Genomic DNA, 19,292 nt, shown 5'->3' on the forward strand with positions numbered 1-19,292 from the left:
GCATGCGGCAAAATAAACAAGCAGTTCTTTCCATCATCCCCGGGTCTTGCGGAAGTACAAACGGAGAGCCCATTTGCGTTCCGCGCGCTTCTTGTAACGAGGCAGCGAGCGGTAAATCCGCAGCCCTTCCGAAACGGCCTCCATCGCATCCGCTTTGCGGTTCATCTGCTCATGGATATCCGCAAGCCGGTAGTAAGCTTCGCAGGAGGAAGAATGAATCTCCTGAAAGGCCTCGATATAAGAGAGTGCCCGTTCCCCATCCAGCTTCGAATAATAAGCGGCCAGCCTCAAATAAGGTGCGCCGTATTTCACTCTTGGATTAAGCAGCAGCGCCTTGCTCATGGCCGCTTCGCCGGCTTCCGGTTGTCCGGTCTGCATCAGGCAAAGTCCAAGATCATCCCAATATTCGGCGGAATCGTCAAGCATCCGCTCAAGCGGCTCAAGCAGATTAAGCGCCTCCCGGTATTTCTTTTTCTCGATCAGAATTCGGGCAATTTCTACTTTGGCGGATGTATCGTTGGGAGATTGGGCGATATGCTTCTTCAGCTTGCTTAAACGCGAGGAGCGGCGAATCGGCTTCAACAGGCTTGGGGACAGACCGATAAACCGGCGGTCGATAACGTAAACGATAACTAACAGCGCAATGATGGCAAGAATGGGATTACCGAACAACCACGTAAAGAAAACAAACAATAAAAAGAGTTTTCCCATAGGACCCTCCTAAAAAGAAATTTTACTGCTTAAACTTTTTTTGCGTCAGTTTGTGTCGATTTTTGTTTGTATACGTGCATTTTAAGGTATATTTTGGTGAAATATGTGTTTATTAATAGTAGCATAACCCTATCATCTTGAGAAATAGATTTCATCGATAACCTTATCTCCGGAAAGCATGAAAGGCCTGTTACAGAATATTCCTCAATTGCTCCGATTACCATTAAAAATCGGCGAATGATGATTATAACACGAAAAAAAGAGCTGTCCATACAGCCTTATTGAAAGGCTGTACAAACAGCTCGCCGCATTACCTGCCGCAGCTAACGGGTGTTAGCGGTACAGTCTGCGGTCTTCCGCTTCGCGTACCCACACCTGCATAAATCCAGCTTCCCGGTTATCCCACGCGTAATACGGGATCAGCTCGCAGGAACGGCCGTCCAACGTTCTGCCGCGCAGCACCGTTACTCCGCCAAGCTGATCGCCGGCATACTCGGCAACAAACGGTTCAGCGGCTTTAAACGCGAATTCGTCATAGACAAGCTCCTGATTACCCGCCTGCTCAATGCAATAAACGACGGGACCGCGCTGGAAGGCGATCCTTCCGCGGTTCGCTTCCACTTCTTCGAGGGAACGCAACGCGGTTACCGGCATATCCAGCTCCAGCACGACCGTATCGCCAGGCAGCCATTGCCGTTTAAGAACGAGGTAACCGTTCTCGGCCAGCGCCTCTTCACCGGTTACGGATTCGCCTTGCGCATAGATCCGGTAGCTTCCGCACCAGCCCGGCAGGCGCAGACGGAGGACGAATTCATCCGATTGCTCCGGATTTACGCGAAGCTCTACCCGGCCATCCCAAGGATAAGCCGTTGTTTGGGCAAGCGTCACGCTGCTTCCGCCCGCAAGCTTAACGGTCGTCTCGCTGCTTAAGTACTGGTTCACCGAAATCCCGTCTTCCGACGCCGCATACACGTATTGGCCAATCGACGGCAGGAATCTGGCAAGGTTCGTCGGGCAGCAGGAGGTATGGAACCATTCCACCCGGTGATGCTCGCCTTTGGATGCGAGCGGATTTACGTAGAAGAACCGGTCTCCGGATAACGAGATGCCCGACAGCGCCCCGTTAAACAGCTCTTTCTCCACGATATCCGCGTATTTGCCGTGACCATGCAGCAGATTCATCCGGTGATTCCAGAACGCCATCGCGATCGCCGCGCAGGTCTCGCAGTAAGCCGATTCGTTCGGGAGGTCGTAATCAAACGTGAAGCCTTCGTTATGGACGGACGGCCCAATGCCGCCAGTCACGTACATGTTCCGTTCTACCGTATGCGCCCATACGCGGTCGAGGGCTTCCATATAAGCCGGATCACCCGAAGCCAGCACGACATCGGCCATCGCCGTGTACAGATACATCGCCCGGACCGCATGCCCTTTTACCTCATGGATGTCCCTTACAGGCACATCGTCCTGGCAGTACGCCGGTCCCCAATCCTCTTTATCCCAGATGGCGCCAACGCCGTGGCCATGGCCGCGTTCCTCGAGAAGCCATAGAGCAAGCTTCCAGTACCGGTCTTCACCCGTCACGCCAAACAGCTTCACGAGGGCCAATTCAATTTCTTCATGCCCTTCCGCCCAGTGGCGCTTGCCCGGTCCAAACAGCGTGTCGTAATGATCCGCCATTCGGCAGGCGACATCCAGCAGCCTGCGCTTGCCCGTCGCTTGATAGTAAGCAACGGCTGCTTCAATCAGATGGCCGCCATTGTACATCTCATGCTTTTCCATGTCGGTCCATTTAAGCTCCGGCGCTTCCAAAGTGTAATACGTAGACAAATAACCGTCGCTCTCCTGAGCGGCCTCGATCAGTTCCGCAATCCGGTCGATCTCCGCCTCCAGCTTGGGATCACGGTCCGTCATAAGCGAGTAGGCCGCGCCTTCAAGCACCTTGTACACATCGGAATCGTTGTAGTACATGCCTTCAAACTTGCCTTCCGTCAATCCGCCGGCGATGGCAAAGTTGGCAATCCGTCCCGTTTTCTCGCATTGGTCCAGACAGACGCCCATCGTTACGTTTTTGAGCGTCTCGAGGCGCGGACGCCAGAATGCATCGTTAATCTTTACTTCCGAGAACGGAACTCCGCGCCAGCCTTTAATCTGTTGATTCGCAATGGTCACGTTTCTTCCTCCTTATTCGCCCTAGTTAACCTTTCAACCCGGTAAGCGTAATGCCTTCCAGGAAAAATCTTTGACCGATCAAAAAGACTAATACGCATGGCAGTACTACCGCCGTTGACGCAGCCATCAATAAATCCCATTGCGCATTATAGCTGCCCTGGAACATCTGCAGGCCTAGCGCAAGCGTAAAACGGCTGTCGCTCTTCAAATAAATGAGCGGGCCCATGAAATCATTCCATGAAGCAAGGAACGTAAAGAGCGCTACAACGATAACGGCCGAACGGCTGAGCGGCAGCAGGATGCGCCAATAGATCTGGAAGTAGTTCGCGCCGTCCACTAGAGCCGCCTCGTCGAAATCCTGCGGGATTGACATGTAGAACTGGCGCAGCAGGAAGATATTAAACATGCCGCCCCCGAAATACGCGGGCACGATCAGCGGGTAGAACGTATCGTAGAAGCCAAGCTCCTTCCAGCCGATAAAGCTTGGAATAAGCGTTACCGCTCCCGGAAGCATCATCGAGGACATCAGAATGGCGAATACCATGTCGCGCCCCTTCCACTTAATGCGGGAGAAGCCAAAAGCGGCGATGGTACTCGAGACAACCGTTCCGAGCAGAACCCCGGCTACGATAATGAGTGTATTTTTGAAGAAGGTCCCGAACGGTACGACAGTCAAGGCCTCCTTGAAGTTTTCAAAGTGAAAAGGCTTCGGTATCCATTGCGGCGGCATGATGAAAATTTGCGACAAATCCATCACCGAGCTGCGAAGCAGCCAAAGGAACGGCACGATAAACATCGCGGAAACGATAAGCAGGGAGGTAAACCCAGCGGTAAGCTTCAGCCTGGACTCTCTCATTGTTTTTCCCCCTCATAATGCACCCAGGATTTCGAGGTCTTAAAGACAAACACCGTAAAGATCATAATAATGATGAACAATACCCACGCCAGCGCGGAAGCATAGCCCATTTCCGTATCGCGGAATGCGGTACGCCACAGATAAAAGACGAAGAACAAGCTTTTGTTATTGGGTCCGCCTTGGGTCAGAATGTACGCTTCGCTGAACACCTGGAAGGAGCCGATAATCGTCATAATGGTATTGAAAAAGATCGTTGGCGTCAGCATCGGAACCGTGATGTGGCGTAGCTTGCTATACCATCCGCCGCCGTCAACGTCAATCGCTTCATAGTAGGATTTCGGTATACCCGACAGGCCGGCAAGGAAAATGATAACCGTACCGCCGATCCCCCATAATGTCGTGAGCACGATGGACGGGATAACGCTGCCCTCTCCGAACAGCCAGTTGCTAGTTGGCAGATGAAGCCAATTAAGCGCCATATTCAGCAGGCCTAAATCCGGATTCATAAGCCACAGCCAGATCATCGAAGCGGCAACCGCCGGGACAATGCTCGGCAGGTAGATAATCGTCCGGAAAATCGCCCGGCCCTTGACGTTCATATTAAGCAGGATCGCTAAAAAGAACGAAATAATGATAACCGCCGGCACGCGCAGAATAACGAAATAAAAGGTTGTGCCAAGCGACTTGTAGAACAAATCGTCTTCTCCGCTGAACAGCTTGACATAGTTGTCCAGACCGATAAAGCTGGTCGTGTCTTTAAAGACGTTGTAATCCGTTAAGCTCAAATATAAGCTGGCAATCATCGGCCCTAGCGTATAGATAATAAAGCCGAGTATCGCCGGCGCTGTAAAGAGCAGGCCGTAGAACAGGGCCTTGCGCTCCCTTTTGCTGCTCTTTCTGGCAACCGTCTTGACGGACTTGCCCGTGTTTGCCGAAATCTCCATGCCGTAACCCTCCCTGTCTATGGCAGAGGACAGCGATTCATCGAATTCCCGAACCGCTGTCCTCTCCTGTTATCCGCGGTTTGCGGACAGCTTACTCGACGTCGCGCCGGCCTTGTACCTGCTGCTGCGCCTTCGCGGCAATGGAATCAAGAGCTTCCTGGGCGGTCTCTTTGCCCAGCCACACTTTATCCAAAGCGGGGTTAACGACATCCATGATTTTATTGAAGTTTTTCACGTAAGCCGTAGGCGTTGCATGGCTGTGATTCAGAAGCATGTCAATAATCGCGCCGTTATAGCCGGATGGGCGGGCTGCCAAATCTTTGGTCCACTTGTCCAGCTTCTCGCTGTCGGTGTACCAATCTTTAGGAGCAGGCATCCATGTTCCGTTAGTCAGCATGTCAAGCGAAGCTTCCGGATCAAGCAGCGCCTTCAGGAGCTCCCAGGATTCCTGCGGATGCTTGGTCGATTTGAAGATGGAGAACATGCCGGCTACTACGGTCGTTACCGGCTCTTTCATAACCGGCAGAACGCCTACGTTATAGTTGAACTTGGATTCCGCAAGCGAGGACGAAGCCCATTGTCCGTCAATAGCCATCGCAACCTTCTTCGTCTGAAGCGCGACGTTTGTTCCGGGAATATTTTTCGATTGGAGCGGAGATGGAGCGACATGGTACACGTTGATCAGGTCGGCCATCTTCTGGAACACTTCTACCGCCTCCGGTTGGTTAAGGGCGAAGGTTTTGCCGTCGGCCGACAGGAAGTCGCCGCCGTTGGAGTAGATAAAGTTACTGTAAGCGCCCCACCAGGTTGGCAGGTTGATGCCGAATTGCTTAATATTTTTAGGGTCGAAATTCGGATCCGCCGCATTGCGTCCCTTATTGTCGAGAGTCAGCTTCTTCGCAACGTCTACGAATTGATCCCAGGTCCATGCTTTGGAAGCGTCGGATGGAGGCGGTTCAATGCCGGCATCCTTGAATACGTCTTCGTTATAGAACAGTCCGAATGTCTCCGGACCGGGACCGATGCCGATAATGTTGCCCGGCGCCTGGGAGTACGTAATATTCGGAACAATCGAATCGAGCGTGATCTGCTGATCTTTAGAAAGGAAGTCCTGCAGGTTAAGGAACTTGCCTTCTTCCGCCAGAGGGAAGGCAATGGTCGCGGATTCCATCATCGCGACATCCGGCTCGTCGTTGCCGGCTACCATTGTCGTCAGCTTCGTATCGTAATCGCCGCTGCTAATAGACTGAAATTCGACTTTCACGTTCGGATGAGTCTTCTCGAAATTGGCAATGGCGGATTTGTACGCCGCTACTTCCGCCGGTGCGCCCCAGCCGGTCAGCTTCAGCGTAATTTTTTCTCCGCTGCTGGCACCGGTATCGGCACCGGAACTGCTCGTATTGGCCGAGCCGCTTGCGTTATTCGTGTTGGATGAGGAATTGCCATTGCTGGAACTATCGGACTTGGTGCAGCCGGACATGACAAGCACGGCCGACAGAACCGTAACCATAAATGCGGAAGTGTATTTCCATCGATTCATAATCATTTTTTTCGAGCCCCTCTCTCATTTCATCCTCATGGCTCATAGCTGCAGTCTATGATTGCTTTTATTGTAGATGATGGATAACGCTTACAAAACCCGAGCATTTCTAGAATGGTGGACTTTTATTGGGTCTTGCTCGGCAGATGGATGACGATGCTTGTCCCCTTGCCGGGAGCGGAATGAATGCGGATGCCGTATTCGTCGCCATAGGCCATTCGGATGCGAGAGATCGTATTTTTAATTCCGATAGACGCGGATTCCTTGTACAATATCGTATCGATCCCTTCCTTGCTGATCCCCCGTCCGTTGTCGCGAACCTCGAAATAACGGCTGTCTTCCTCGATCCAGCCGCGTATCGTAATCTGCCCGCCTTCCTCCACGCCGCTGAATCCGTGCAGAATGGCATTTTCCACAAAGGGCTGGAAGAGAAGTCTTGGCAGCTTTTTCTCATAGAGCGCCGGCTCAATCTCGTAAGCGACCGTGAACTTGCCCTCGAACCTGGCGGACATGATAAAGAAGTAATTGCGCATCCATTCCAGCTCCTCCGACAGATGAACGGCCTCCCAATCTTTGCGGGACGTATAGTGCAGCATATTGGACAGGCAGACCAGCATCTTGCTGAGCTCCGTCTGGCGATTCTCGAGAGCGGTCCAGTTCATGATGTTCAGCGTGTTATATAAAAAATGAGGATTCATCTGCATGTTAAGCGCCTGAATCTCCGCTTCCTTCTCCTTCAGCTTGATCTCGTAGTTTTCTTTCACGAGCATGGCAATCCGGTCATTCATCCGGTTAAAGCGCTGGGACAAGAGACCGAATTCGTCTTTCCGGTCCACGTCCACGCGGGCTTCAAAGTCCCCTTCCCCTACCGAACGCATCGCGCTCATGAGCTTCTTGATCGGACCCGTAATGCGGCTAATGATGAAGTAAGCAAACACCAGGGCTACTACGCTTAAGGCGATGGCGCTGACGATCGTTGACGTCCGGAGAACCGGAACCAGGGAGCTTACGAGCGCGGATTGCGGCGTAATGACAATCGACATCCAGCCCGTCACTTCCGAGCGGGCGAAGCTGACGATCTGGTTATGCCCGTTCAGCTTGATCCGCTGGCTCCCGCTGCCTTGCTCGCGGAAATGATCCATCCAGTCCTCATCGAAGCGCTTCGTTACCTGCGATTGGTCGCTCGAAGCCACGACGATATTGTCGGGATCAAGCACCATATACGAGGAACCAGCCGGGATACTCCGCTCGAACAGCTCGTCCATCACCGTCGACTTGAAGCTGATCGCAAGCACGGGACGCTCGACTTCCGGCTTCAGCTTGACCAGCGTGCTGTCCTCCATGTGGGAGAAGTTAAGCAGCCTGGTTGCGGAGAACAAGTAACGGTAATCTATCGTCCCGTCTTGAAGCCAAGGCTGGTCGTACATCTTGATGAAATCGTAGGTCGGGTACCAGACCATCTTGCCCCCTGCCTTAACCGCTTCCTTGTAAATCGCGGACTGTACCGGATTGCCAAGCGGCATCAGCATCGTGCTTCCGAAGGTGTAGTAAGAGGTCCACAGCTGCGCGGAATAGACATCCGAATTCTGGGAGAAATATTTGCTTAAGATGGCCGTAACCTGCCGGTCGGCCGCGACAAGCTCCTCTTCTTTTGCCGGATTCAGGTTGTTGAAAATCTGGAACAGGTCCTTGTCCACGAACAAGGACCTGCTGTTCTGGTCGACGATCCCCAGCTTGGTGTCGATCACGTCGTTGTTTTTCATCACGACATCGTGAACATTGTTTTGCGCCTGCTCGGTAACGACCTTTAAGCTTGAATTGTAAAACAGCGTGCTCAGCACAAGCAGCGGCAAGGCGATAAGCGTCAGATAGCTGAGCAGCAGCCTTAATCGAAAAGTCATGGCCTATCCCCGCCCCACGTCTGCGGACGCAGCGTATGCTTATAAGCTTCCGGCGACAACCCTACCTGCCGCTTGAATATCCGGGTGAAATATTTCGTATCCCGGTAGCCGCATTGCTCCGCAATTTCATAGATTTTAAGCCGCCCGCCGGCCAGCAGCTCCTTCGCCGCCCGTATACGGGCTTCCGTCAAATGATCGGAGAACGAGCGTCCGGTGCGGCTTTTTATCAAGGTGCTGAAGTAGGAGGGGTTGAAATGAAATTGTTCCGCTGCTCTATCAAGCGTCAGATCCTCCGCATAATGCCCCTGAATCCAATTCAGGCATTGCTCCACCGCCAGCTCCCCGCTGCCCTGCTTCCGGTCCGTCAGCGATTTGTGCACCTCAGCTAGTCTGACCAGCATCAGCTCCATCAGCATACCGCTGCTCGCGCAAGAAGGAATTGCCGTAGACGCGGTATCCGCGAGAGCGCTTCCAACCTGTTGGTCTATGATGCCCGAGGTCCGGCTCTTCAGCTTCATCAGCGTAAGAGACGCATAATTTTTCATCAGCTTCGGCTCCGTGTAACCCTGCGAGGACAGCTCGGCAAAGGCAGCCCGGCACATGGCTTCTGCTCTTTCGAGCGACTGCTCCTGCAGCGCTTCGAACAGCAGCTCGCCATCCAGCTGGAAGACGGGATTCGTATGGCCCAGCCCGATTTCATGACCAAAGGTTACGACGCTCGCCCATTCCTCATGGAAAGCATATTCCAATGCTTCCTCCGCCTCGCGGTAAAGCTTGGGGATAAAGATCTCGGCGGGATTCAGACTATGCTCCGTCTGCAGAACCGCAATGCCATGGGAAACCGCGCCGCAAGCGCGCCATATCTCCGTCTGCTCCGTCAGGCAGGAGCGCAGCTCCTCTATACCCGCTGCCGGCTGGGTCTCCCGCTTCAGCACGGTGACCAGGCGAATGCTGTGCTGCGATACCGTCTGCAAAGGAAACACGCAAGCCTCGCCATAGACCGATACCCGCTGCTTAAGCTGTTCGACCAGCTCCGTCACGGGGAAAGCTTCTCCTTCATTTCGGATTTCCGTCAATACGAGAGTGTTCATTTGCCTAAGCAAAGGCCACTCCTCCAGGTCAACCTCTTCGCCAGGAGGAAGTACGCCGTGCAGCCACTGGTGCAGCAGCCGGCTACGGTAGGCAGAAGATGCGAGCTCAAGCTTTTGCTTCATCTCGGCCGACTCGCCGCGCTCCCGTTCTTCTTCCGCAAGCTGCCGGTCAAGCCGCTGCAGCAGGACCTCCACCTTGTCCACGTCGACAGGCTTGAGCAGATAGTCGTACGCGCCATGGCGAATCGCTCTTTGGGCGTACTCGAACAAATTATAAGCCGATACCATAACGACCTTGGTCCGCAGCTCCTCTTCCTTCAGCCGCTGCAGGAACGCAAGCCCGTCAAGCTTCGGCATTTGTATATCGCTAAGCACCACATCGGGCTGTTCTTCCCTGACCAGGGCAAGGGCCGCTTCTCCATCCTTGGCCGTTTTCACCTTGGCCTCCGGGCGCATCATTTGAATCATGCCGGCCATTCCTCTCAAATGCCGCGGTTCGTCGTCAACGATCAATATGTTCATGAGACCAGTCCTTTCCACCCTTTTTTCAGCAGGCTGTTTTCTTAATACAGTACTACGCGCCTTGCCGCTTGAATAGGGGGATAGAGCTTTAACGATATGCCAATTGTTATCATAAACTCTTTCGGAATGAGGAATAGTAGTGGAGTATTAGGTAAAATCGACTTTAAATTGGAAATGGAGGAAATGCTAAAATGTCCGCAAACGATACAAACGGCACTCATGCGGCAGGCGCGGGCGGAGCAGCCGACAACCGCAAAGCGGCAGGCGAAACCGATCTGACGCTGACGACGAGACAAGGCCATCCGGTATCCAACAACCAGAATACGAGAACGGTTGGCAACCGCGGGCCGGCTACCCTTGAAAATTACCACTTTATCGAGAAAATCACCCATTTCGACCGCGAACGCGTTCCCGAGCGGGTTGTTCACGCCCGCGGAGCAGGCGCGCACGGTTATTTCGAAGCTTACGGCACATTCGGCAACGAGCCGATCGGCAAATACACAAGAGCAAAGCTGTTCCAGGAAAAAGGCAAAAAGACGCCAGTCTTCGTCCGTTTCTCGAGCGTGATCCACGGCGGGCATTCGCCGGAGACTCTCCGCGACCCGCGCGGCTTCGCGACCAAATTTTATACCGAGGACGGCAACTGGGATCTGGTCGGCAATAACCTGAAGATCTTCTTCATCCGCGATGCGATGAAATTCCCGGACATGGTTCATGCCTTTAAGCCGGATCCGGTAACGAACGTGCAGTCGATGGAGCGCTTCTTCGACTTTGTCTCGAATTCGCCGGAAGCGACCCATATGATTACCTTCCTGTTCTCCCCTTGGGGAATTCCGGCGAATTACCGCCAAATGCAAGGCTCCGGCGTCAATACATACAAATGGGTAAATGCGAAGGGCGAAGCGGTATTGGTCAAATATCATTGGGACCCGCAGCAAGGCGTCAAAAACCTGACTCAAGCCGAAGCCGAGCAAATTCAGGCGAAGAACTTCAACCATGCTACGCAGGATCTGTACGAGGCGATTGAACGGGGAGATTATCCGGCCTGGGAGCTGAAGGTACAGATCATGGAGGACGGCGATCATCCGGAGCTGGACTTCGATCCGCTTGACGATACCAAGCTGTGGCCGGAAGACCAGTTCCCGATGGTGCCGGTAGGCAAAATGGTGCTTGATAAAAACCCGGAAAACTATTTCGCCGAAGTGGAGCAGGCGGCATTCGGAACGGGCGTATTGGTGGACGGGCTGGACTTCTCGGACGATAAAATGCTGCAGGGGCGCACCTTATCCTACTCCGATACCCAGCGCTACCGCGTAGGCGCGAATTACCTGCAGCTGCCGATCAATGCGCCGAAGAAGCGTGCCGCAACCAATCAGCGCGACGGTCAAATGGCCTTTTACGTAGATGTCGCTCCGGGTCAGAATCCTCATGTGAATTACGAACCCTCCAGTCTGAACGGACTTTCGGAGGCTGAAGCTTCCGGCGCCCCGCATGAGCCGCATTACGACGCGAATCTCGTCCGCCAGTCGATAGACCGGACCAACGATTTCGCCCAGGCCGGCGATACGTTCCGCAAGCTGGAGCAGTGGGAGCGCGACGAGCTTGTTCATAATCTGGGCGATGCCTTGTCAACCTGCGCGCCTGTTATCCGGGACAAAATGCTGTCCAATCTGACGCAAGCGGATCCGGAGTACGGCCGTCTTGTAGCGGAAGCCATCAAGAAATCCTCTGCGATGAAAGCTGAGCACAAAGGCACTTTCCCCGCCCGCGAAGGGATGGAAGTCGCCGAGGAGCTTGGTCACAAAACAGACGGATACTAAGTATGGTTTAAGCAAAAAACAGAGAAGGGCTGTCCCCTATGTTCAGTAACGATGAGCATGAGGGACAGCCCTTCTTTTATTATAAGCGCCCATTTTCCCTACATACAGCACCATTGCCATAGCCATTTCATACAATAATTTGACTGTATCCCTTAACCTTGTTAAACCATAAAAACCCGAGCAAGGAGGGGTGACAAACTTGAAGGGTAGCGACCATAAAAGCAAGTTCCTATTAACACATCGTGAACGCGAGGTATTTGAGCTGCTGGTGCAGGATAAAACAACTAGAGATATTGCGCAGCAATTATTTATCAGCGAAAAAACCGTCCGCAACCATATTTCGAATGTCATGCAAAAGTTAAATGTTAAAGGTCGTTCGCAAGCGGTTGTCGAGCTGATCAAGCTTGGGGAGTTACAAATCTAACCATCCCATTCATGATTTGGGCTATTTCATTTCCCCGCTCCTTATACAGGATGCGGGGTTTTTACTTTGTTTCAATTTCGACAAAGTTCTTTAATCTTAGACTAAGGTTTCTTCGATACAATCATATGCATCAACCCCACAGTTGATACCATTTCTAGGACAGGCCCGCTTGCTTCGCAAGCGGGCCCTTTTTTTGTTTATTTTCGGCTATTAGCGGTGATCGTAAATATAAGGAGTGGTGTGCTTGGCCATATTCGAGTTCAGCTTCGTCGCATTCGCCGGGAAGATGCGCTCTACCATGGCATTAAATTCGGATACAAAGCCTTGAATCGGGTGACCCAGGCGAACATCGCCCATATAGCTGTTCATGCGGTCCACAAAGTCCGGGCTTGCGGATACATAAACGTTCTGAACCGACGGATGCAGCCGTTTCACTTCCGCGGCGATATCGCTTTTGATTTTATCGGTCAGCTGGCTCTCGCCGGTGTTAGTTGTGCTCAGGCCGCGAATGCCGTCATTATGGTAACCGCCCATCGTACCGTTCATGCCATACGTTCCGTTCATGCCGTTCATGCCGTATTTCCCGCCGCTTGCGCCATACGTGCCGTTCATGTGGCGGTTCGTATCGGTAATCGGGCTGCTCAGGTTTGTGCGGTTGTAGCTTTTTGCGCTTAAGCCGCGCGTATGATCTTCAAAGGATACGGCAACATAAGCATTATGATCGGTCAGCATGACATTGGCTGTCTTAACCGTATTCATAGCCACAAGCTTCTTGGCGATTTCCTCGCTCATTTCCATTTTATAATTTTTATGACTGCCAACAATGTTGTTGCTGTTGAGACGACGGCCATTGACGCGGTTCATCTCGTTCATTTGATCATTCGCGAAACGTTTGTCGGTCAATGTTCCCGGAGCCGCCAGATTGCGGATCACATTCCCGTTAGCATCATAACGCACGCTGTTGGGACGGATGTTTTTATTGCCGATATCTCCCTGATTGGACGCACACCCCGTTAACGTTGCTGCTAAAGCCACACTTGCTGTAAGAAGAATGAATTTGTTTTTCATGAACTGGCCACTCCTCCATTCGAATAGTTAGGCTTTGACCCGTGTCTTATTGTGCTCGGTTACGGGGAAGCTATCCGCAATAAGGCTTGACAAATCCATTCAAATTCAGTAATTTAATATCAAGTATTAGTACCTGGTACTAACAAAATGCCAAGAAGCGATAGTATGAAATGAAAAGGAGCTGTTTCTAATGGAAAAGCAATTGCAATCCAACGCAGCTGTTACGGCCATCGGCACTTATATTCCGGATAAAGTATTGTCCAATGCGGATTTGGAGCGTATCGTCGAAACCTCGGACGAATGGATTGTTCAGCGCACAGGCATCCGTGAACGCCGGATTGCGGCGGATGACCAGTTCACGAGCGATTTATGCATTCGGGCGGTAAGGGATATGCAGGAGCGGTACGGGGTGGAAATCGAGGATGTGGATTACATTATTGTCGCTACCTCTACTCCGGACAATGTCATCCCAAGCGTTGCCGCCCAGGTTCAGGCCGGCCTTGGAATCCGTCATTGCGGCGCAATCGATATTCAGGCCGCATGCGCAGGCTTCACATCGGCCATTCAGCTGGCGAACGGCCTGCTTCTGTCCGGCGTTTACCGCAAAATCCTCGTCATTGGCGGAGAAACCTTGTCCAAGGTAACGAACTACGAAGACCGGACGACTTGCATTTTGTTTGGCGACGGAGCCGGCGCATTCTTAATGGAAGCCCGTGGAGACGGGGATGTTCTGGCGATTTCCGCCCAGACGGACGGCGCCGGCGGACATCATGTTTACCGGAGCGGCTTGTCCCCCGTCATTAACGCGGCGGATATCGATACGACAAGCCGTATCGTTCAAAATGGCCGCGAAGTATACAAATGGGCGCTCAGCCACGTATCGGAAGGAATCGCCGGATTGCTGAAGGACAGCGGCTACACGCCGTCCCAAATCAACTGGTTCGTTCCGCACAACGCGAATCAGCGCATTATCGACGCGTTATGCGAACGGACCGGCATAAGCGAGCAGCAGGCTTTGTCGAGCATCGAGCGCTACGGCAATACGTCTGCCGCATCCATTCCGCTTGCCCTTGATGCCGCCGTCCGGGACGGCCGCGTATTGCCGGGACACTTGCTGCTGCTCTATGGTTTTGGCGGCGGATTAACGCAGTCTGGCGTCCTGCTTCGTTGGTCCATTTAATTCATGAAGAATTAGAGGAGCGGGAATAATATCGTCAGCATCGTCTGAAGACGGTTCGCGTATTTATGGTCCCGGAAAGCCCGGTACATGCCGCGAAGGGCGATTTGCTGCCGCTCCTCTTCATGCTTCAGGTAATATTCCATCTTCTCGATCAGCTCCGCCGGCGAGGAATAGGTAACGATTTCTACTCCCGGGGTAAAAAAGGAAGCAAGATCATCCCGGGTATCGCATACCTGCAGTACGCCGCAAGCGGCAATCTCAAAGGTCCGGGGGTTAGGGGAAACAGCCGTTAATCCGATTCGGTTGCTGTTGTACAAGGCATCGTCATGCGCCCTATGCATATTGATCACGATTTTGGAAGCATTGTACGTCAAGGCTGTTTCTGCCGGTCCCATCCAATTATTCAGCTTGATTTTGGAGCTCAGCAGTTCATATTTCGCTAAACGGTCCCACCAAATACCGGATATTAACGTATTTTTCCCCGCCAGATAAGGAGTTAATTCATTGAAATAGCTAACCCGGTTCAAATAGGCGGATCCGATAAACGTAATTTCTTTGCGGCTTGAGCGTTCGGGATTCGTCGGGCGATATTGCGCCGGATCGAAGCAAAACGGCAAATAAAACACATTCTGGCAGCCAAGCTGCTTGTAATAGTCCACCGAGTTGCGCTCGAGCGTAAATACCGTATCGTAATACGGAACAATCATCGTTGTAATATCCATATAATAGGGATCGTCGGTCAGCCAGATCGCTGTCCGGATTCCGTTTTCCCGAAGCTTTTCGATCTGGGCGACATCAAACTGCAGTCCATCCAGAACGATAACGACATCCGGCCGGTCAGCGAGCGCAAGCTCCGCCACGGACTGTGCCGCGTTAACAACGGTCAACCTCTGGACCATAGACGCTAAAGTCCCTCTTACGGCTTCGTCGATCGGCGAGTAAGGAAAGCCTTTGCCTGTCTCCACATACATGGCGTGAATCGGCCATACTTTATTGTCCTTCGGAATACGGCTGATCGCTTCCTCGCATAACCCGAACCAGTATCCGTGATCCCAGCCCAGCTTATATCCCGCCGCGCGTCCAGCCTCCTCATCGCTCTTCCTTTTGACCACTGGCGCCATATTTGTCACTCCTACATCAATAGATTCAAAAGCGTAGCGATTCGCGTAGTCATCGTGTGATCACGCAAAGTTCGGTACAAGCCTCTCATGGCAATCCGCAAGCGTTCTTCTTCATGGGTCAAGTAGTAATCAATTTTCTGCAGCAGCTCCTGCGCATTGCCGTAAGTTTCGATCTCATAACCGGGACGGTACTGGGAAAACAGGTCATCCCGGATATCCGTTAGCTGCAGCGTCGCGCAAGCCGAAACATCATAGGTTCTCGGATTCAGCGATAAGCCGGGTGCCTGCGCTTCAATCTGATTATCCTTCCCTGGGACATCGGACCGGTGCATATTGATCACAATCTTGGAGCCGTTGTAATAATGGGCGGCCGCTTCTGGCGCAATGCCCTCCGGGTGAATATTGGATGCTAACAGCGGATATTGCTTCAGACGGTCCCAGTGCCCTCCGGCAATAAACAGCTTTCGCTTCGACAGCTGCCCGGCGATCGAATCAATCAGCTCTACCCGGTTCCAGAAGGCTACACCGATAAAACAAACCTCGTATTCATACGTCTTATCCGCGCGAAAAGGACGGAATACCGTCTCGTTGACGGCAAGCGGCAGATGATGCACCTGAAGACATCCTTGCTGTTGATAGAGCGGTATTGTCCCGCGCTCATGCGTCAATACAATATCGTAAGCTGGCGCGATCTGGACCGTTTGGGCCGTCATATACGGGTCATCCACAAACCAGATCGCCGTCTTAATCCCTAGCGCGCGAATCGCGGCAATCTGCTCCAGATGATCCGGCGGGAAAGTGTATAAGCCGTTCAATACAAGCACAAGATCGGGCCGAATGGCGGCCGCTTGCTGCAGCAAGCCTTCCTGCGCGCCTACATGCACTTCGCTGGCGCATCGTTGCAGCGCCTGAATAATGCCGGAATCAATGGCGTCAAAGCCTAATGAGCCTTGCGGTATATATAACACGCGCAAAGGTATTGCTTCCGGAACCGGAGTTACGGGAGAAGTCTTTGCCCATTCGCAAGCCCCGTCCCGCCATCCTGCCTGAAATCCGGCCGAATAACCCTGCTGCCTGCCTTGCCGAAAGGACGCCGCTGTTGCCTTGTTCAAATTTCCCACTCACCTGCCCGTTATCCGAAGTTATACAAAAAAAGCCTTATTCCTGATTTGTCCATTCTGGCATGAACAAGGCAGAGCTAAGACCTCTATCTTTCGTCTGTGCGATTAAACCTGCGTCTCGTAAGCAATCTGATGGCCGTCTTCAAAGCCTTTGGCGAAGCCGGTATTATACCCGTCGTTATAGGCTTGGTTAAAACCGTAATCGTAGCTGGCCTGATCAAAGCTTACGCTTTTTCTTCTTTTTCTGGCCGAAGACTTCCGGCGTTTCATCGTGCTTTTGCCGGGCTTCTTCTTCCCCGCCGTCTTCCGGGCTCCGTTTACTTTGCGTTTAGTCCTTACACCAGGCTTGCGTTTGGTTCTCCGTTTGGCTGAAACAGCGCTTTTCTTCTTCATATCAAACGCCTCCTTCATGGATGACTTCTATCTTTACAGCCTGCTGATCTTGGCGTTCAGCCAAGGGCTGCCGGGGCGCCCCCGCTTCAGACGCTTGCCGCGCATGGTCAGCCCCGTTACCGACTCCGCTATATTTTTCTGCATGGACGTTAGGAGCTTCACATTCTCGGCAATGCTTCTGGCAAGCGCCGGGGAAGCCTCCGATACGTCGGCGATGCTGTTCAGAATGCGGGCAAGCGCCGTCTGGCTGCTTGCGAGAGAAGAGAGAATCTCCAGCTTCACTTGCTGTTCTCTGGACGACTGGAATCTCAATTCATGTCACCCATGCCGCCGAACAGCATCTCCTCGTCGTCCCCGTCATGATTGCCTCCGCCCTCGTTGCTTTTAGGCAGAACCGAGCGCATGACGGATAGGATCCCTTGGCTCATTTTGTTAACGCCGTCCAATAGTTCAATCACCTGTTCGTTGATTTGGGCTGTCTGTTTAAGCTGCGTTTGATCGCCCAGGAAGGATGCCGCGGTAATATGATTACATATCCAATGACGCGCTTTCTCCGTTTCTTCGGCCTTAGCCTCCAGCATTTTGGCAATATTCCACTGCATATGGGCGGTAGCGCCCAGCATTCGCATATAAGCCTGATCCCGGTTCATGACAAACATCCTCCTTCCGGCAAGCTTACTCTTCTTCCTCTAGGCGAAGCTCGCGGACCGTAAACGTCAGCTGCGCGGCAAGCGTCTCCTGCAATTCGGCTATCGTTGTTAAGTAAGAAACAACTCCGCCAAGCAGAGCTTGCGTATTCGACAGCAGTCCATCCGTTCCTCCAAAATTCGGATTGTTGTCGGGGATGGCCTTCACAACCTCGGCCATCCGCACGACAACATGCCGCTTGGAGTCAATCATGCGAGCCATTTGTTGATGGGAATGCGATAAATGCTCTATTATTTCGTTTACGATCTGCTGCAATTTCCAGCCCCTCCTTTGCAGCAATAAACGTGTCAAGTTCAATTGTCGTCGTCATACTAGCATATGCATCTTTGAAAAAGGGTGATACTTGCGTATGCCTACAGGACCTGACGCAGCTTAACCGGCGGAATTAGAGGCAGCCCCTCCGGCATTGCCTGCAGCTCTTCCGAGGTTAGCGGATATTTCGCCCTTTCGTTCAAATGCCAGGAGACGGCTGCTGCTTCCGTAATAATTTTTCGCTTGGTGCCATTCTCCAGATAATACAGGAAGCCGTCCAGCCCGCTTGCAACTTGCCCGTGCAGGGAAGCGCCGAAATGAACGGAGTGAAGCGCATGCCATTTGGATGCCGCTTCAACCGCGGGCAGCGCGTCCGCAGACGGCCAGCTCCGGAGCAGAACCTGCGGCAGACGCACGACCGGTCCGGACCATTCCCCTTCGATTGGACGTTTGCTTCCTTGTTCGATCCAATAAACCTGCGGGCCAATCCCCTTCACAGCGACACTTTCCGGGTAGAAGGCGATCTCTCCCTTTCCCTTAAGCGAAGCTGGCTTCGGATGGCTTGTGCGGACTTGATGAATCCACGCATACGGATTATTCCATTTGGTCATATAGTAAACCATGTTTCGGGTGTTAACCTGTTCAAGCTGATCGCCAAGCGCCTTGATGCTGACGCTTCCGAAATGATGGATAAAGGAGTCCCTTGCGATAATAAGGGAGTAACCGAGCAGCCTGGTCCGAATATTATAATCATCATCCTCATAGTTCCCGAATTCGAACCCTTCATCAAGAAAGCCGACCTGCTCCCACAATTCGCGGCGGAACAAGAGGCAGAAGCCCGGCAGCCTGTCTGTTCTCTCCCAGCGCTTCGGATCGGAAATATTATTGAGTCTCGCGAATTCCGGCATATCTTCTATTCTTTCGTAAGGAACCGGAATTTGCTGGTCTCCGCTAATATAATTCGTGACCGGCCCCACCATTCCGATTGCGGGATCGCTGTGCAGACAGATCAGCAAGTTGCCAAGCCAGTTATCGGTCACAAGCGTATCATTGTTGAGAATAAGCATTGTTGTGCCTTTGGCCATCATGAGTCCCATATTCACCGCACCCGCGAAGCCGTAATTCTGATCGAGAACCCGGTAACGCACCTGACCGTCCAGTTGCTCCAAATATTCGGCTGTCCCGTCAGTCGAAGCGTTGTCGACAACGATAATCTCGTGGGGCTGCTCCGTATTGTCCACGATGCTGTCGATGCAGCCGCGCAAATAATTCACCTGATTGTAGCTCGGGATTATAATGCTTGTTCCCTCGAACAAAGATTGATAGCTGCTTTGACCAGCAAGAAGTCCCTGATTGTATCCTGCCTGCAGACCGGCCTGATAGTTAGCCGAACGCCTTCCCTCTTTCGTAGGCGCGGGCTTGAGACGACGAATGCCCCGCGGTTTGCGTCTCACTCACAAATCTCTCC

Annotated in this window: 18 protein-coding genes; 3 read left to right on the top strand and 15 right to left on the bottom strand. The window is 52.6% G+C overall.

Annotated features, from left to right (window positions below; translation table 11 throughout):
• Positions 1 to 33 precede the first annotated feature (33 nt).
• The 7 genes from PGL01S_RS12635 to PGL01S_RS12665 form a co-directional block, all read right to left on the bottom strand.
• Positions 34 to 711: a tetratricopeptide repeat protein gene (locus PGL01S_RS12635; RefSeq protein WP_127494993.1), complete on the bottom strand. Its 678-nt coding sequence runs from the start codon at positions 709 to 711 to the stop codon at positions 34 to 36.
• 333 nt (positions 712 to 1,044) lie between these two features.
• Positions 1,045 to 2,883, bottom strand: coding sequence for a glycoside hydrolase family 127 protein (locus PGL01S_RS12640; RefSeq protein WP_127494994.1), 1,839 nt, complete (start codon positions 2,881 to 2,883; stop codon positions 1,045 to 1,047).
• Between the two features lie 25 nt (positions 2,884 to 2,908).
• Positions 2,909 to 3,739 carry a carbohydrate ABC transporter permease gene (locus PGL01S_RS12645; RefSeq protein WP_116393833.1) on the bottom strand — a complete coding sequence of 277 codons (831 nt, stop codon included), beginning with the start codon at positions 3,737 to 3,739 and terminating at the stop codon, positions 2,909 to 2,911.
• Positions 3,736 to 4,683 carry a carbohydrate ABC transporter permease gene (locus PGL01S_RS12650; RefSeq protein WP_127494995.1) on the bottom strand — a complete coding sequence of 316 codons (948 nt, stop codon included), beginning with the start codon at positions 4,681 to 4,683 and terminating at the stop codon, positions 3,736 to 3,738. The genes PGL01S_RS12645 and PGL01S_RS12650 overlap by 4 nt, the downstream gene beginning before the upstream one ends.
• A gap of 91 nt (positions 4,684 to 4,774) precedes the next feature.
• Entirely contained in the window at positions 4,775 to 6,229 is a 1,455-nt protein-coding gene (locus PGL01S_RS12655; RefSeq protein WP_127494996.1) for an ABC transporter substrate-binding protein, read from the bottom strand.
• 119 nt (positions 6,230 to 6,348) lie between these two features.
• Positions 6,349 to 8,124 carry a sensor histidine kinase gene (locus PGL01S_RS12660; RefSeq protein ID WP_127494997.1) on the bottom strand — a complete coding sequence of 592 codons (1,776 nt, stop codon included), beginning with the start codon at positions 8,122 to 8,124 and terminating at the stop codon, positions 6,349 to 6,351.
• Positions 8,121 to 9,737 carry a response regulator transcription factor gene (locus PGL01S_RS12665; RefSeq protein WP_127494998.1) on the bottom strand — a complete coding sequence of 539 codons (1,617 nt, stop codon included), beginning with the start codon at positions 9,735 to 9,737 and terminating at the stop codon, positions 8,121 to 8,123. Before PGL01S_RS12665 ends, PGL01S_RS12660 begins: the two co-directional genes overlap by 4 nt.
• A gap of 191 nt (positions 9,738 to 9,928) precedes the next feature.
• On the opposite strand from PGL01S_RS12665, the gene PGL01S_RS12670 reads away from it, so the two are divergent.
• Both PGL01S_RS12670 and PGL01S_RS12675 read left to right on the top strand, forming a co-directional pair.
• Positions 9,929 to 11,557: a catalase gene (locus tag PGL01S_RS12670; protein ID WP_127494999.1), complete on the top strand. Its 1,629-nt coding sequence runs from the start codon at positions 9,929 to 9,931 to the stop codon at positions 11,555 to 11,557.
• A gap of 199 nt (positions 11,558 to 11,756) precedes the next feature.
• Complete coding sequence (locus tag PGL01S_RS12675) at positions 11,757 to 11,981, top strand: helix-turn-helix domain-containing protein (protein ID WP_006040330.1); 225 nt, start codon at positions 11,757 to 11,759, stop codon at positions 11,979 to 11,981.
• 210 nt (positions 11,982 to 12,191) lie between these two features.
• Here PGL01S_RS12675 and PGL01S_RS12680 read toward each other — a convergent pair whose 3' ends face one another.
• Positions 12,192 to 13,049 carry a YhcN/YlaJ family sporulation lipoprotein gene (locus PGL01S_RS12680; RefSeq protein ID WP_127495000.1) on the bottom strand — a complete coding sequence of 286 codons (858 nt, stop codon included), beginning with the start codon at positions 13,047 to 13,049 and terminating at the stop codon, positions 12,192 to 12,194.
• A gap of 190 nt (positions 13,050 to 13,239) precedes the next feature.
• On the opposite strand from PGL01S_RS12680, the gene PGL01S_RS12685 reads away from it, so the two are divergent.
• Complete coding sequence (locus tag PGL01S_RS12685; RefSeq protein WP_116393840.1) at positions 13,240 to 14,229, top strand: ketoacyl-ACP synthase III; 990 nt, start codon at positions 13,240 to 13,242, stop codon at positions 14,227 to 14,229.
• Positions 14,230 to 14,240: 11 nt separating this feature from the next.
• Here the strand turns inward: PGL01S_RS12685 and PGL01S_RS12690 are convergent, their stop codons facing one another.
• The 7 genes from PGL01S_RS12690 to PGL01S_RS12720 form a co-directional block, all read right to left on the bottom strand.
• A complete protein-coding gene (locus PGL01S_RS12690; protein WP_127495001.1) occupies positions 14,241 to 15,350 on the bottom strand; it encodes a CgeB family protein in 1,110 nt (369 codons plus the stop codon).
• Between the two features lie 11 nt (positions 15,351 to 15,361).
• Complete coding sequence (locus tag PGL01S_RS12695) at positions 15,362 to 16,462, bottom strand: CgeB family protein (RefSeq protein ID WP_127495002.1); 1,101 nt, start codon at positions 16,460 to 16,462, stop codon at positions 15,362 to 15,364.
• Positions 16,463 to 16,576: 114 nt separating this feature from the next.
• The gene (locus PGL01S_RS12700; protein ID WP_116393843.1) at positions 16,577 to 16,864 is read right to left on the bottom strand and encodes a hypothetical protein; all 288 of its coding nucleotides are present in this window, start codon (positions 16,862 to 16,864) and stop codon (positions 16,577 to 16,579) included.
• Between the two features lie 33 nt (positions 16,865 to 16,897).
• Positions 16,898 to 17,176 carry a hypothetical protein gene (locus PGL01S_RS12705; protein ID WP_116393844.1) on the bottom strand — a complete coding sequence of 93 codons (279 nt, stop codon included), beginning with the start codon at positions 17,174 to 17,176 and terminating at the stop codon, positions 16,898 to 16,900.
• Entirely contained in the window at positions 17,173 to 17,514 is a 342-nt protein-coding gene (locus tag PGL01S_RS12710; protein WP_127495003.1) for an alpha-helical endospore appendage domain-containing protein, read from the bottom strand. The genes PGL01S_RS12705 and PGL01S_RS12710 overlap by 4 nt, the downstream gene beginning before the upstream one ends.
• Before the next feature lie 25 nt (positions 17,515 to 17,539).
• On the bottom strand, positions 17,540 to 17,827 hold the full coding sequence (locus PGL01S_RS12715) for a hypothetical protein (RefSeq protein ID WP_015843055.1): 288 nt from the start codon (positions 17,825 to 17,827) through the stop codon (positions 17,540 to 17,542).
• 98 nt (positions 17,828 to 17,925) lie between these two features.
• Positions 17,926 to 19,278, bottom strand: a complete 1,353-nt coding sequence (locus PGL01S_RS12720; RefSeq protein WP_127495004.1) for a glycosyltransferase family 2 protein — start codon at positions 19,276 to 19,278, stop codon at positions 17,926 to 17,928.
• Positions 19,279 to 19,292 lie beyond the last annotated feature (14 nt).

Source organism: Paenibacillus glycanilyticus NBRC 16618 (genome assembly GCF_004000805.1).
Taxonomy (GTDB): domain Bacteria; phylum Bacillota; class Bacilli; order Paenibacillales; family Paenibacillaceae; genus Pristimantibacillus; species Pristimantibacillus glycanilyticus.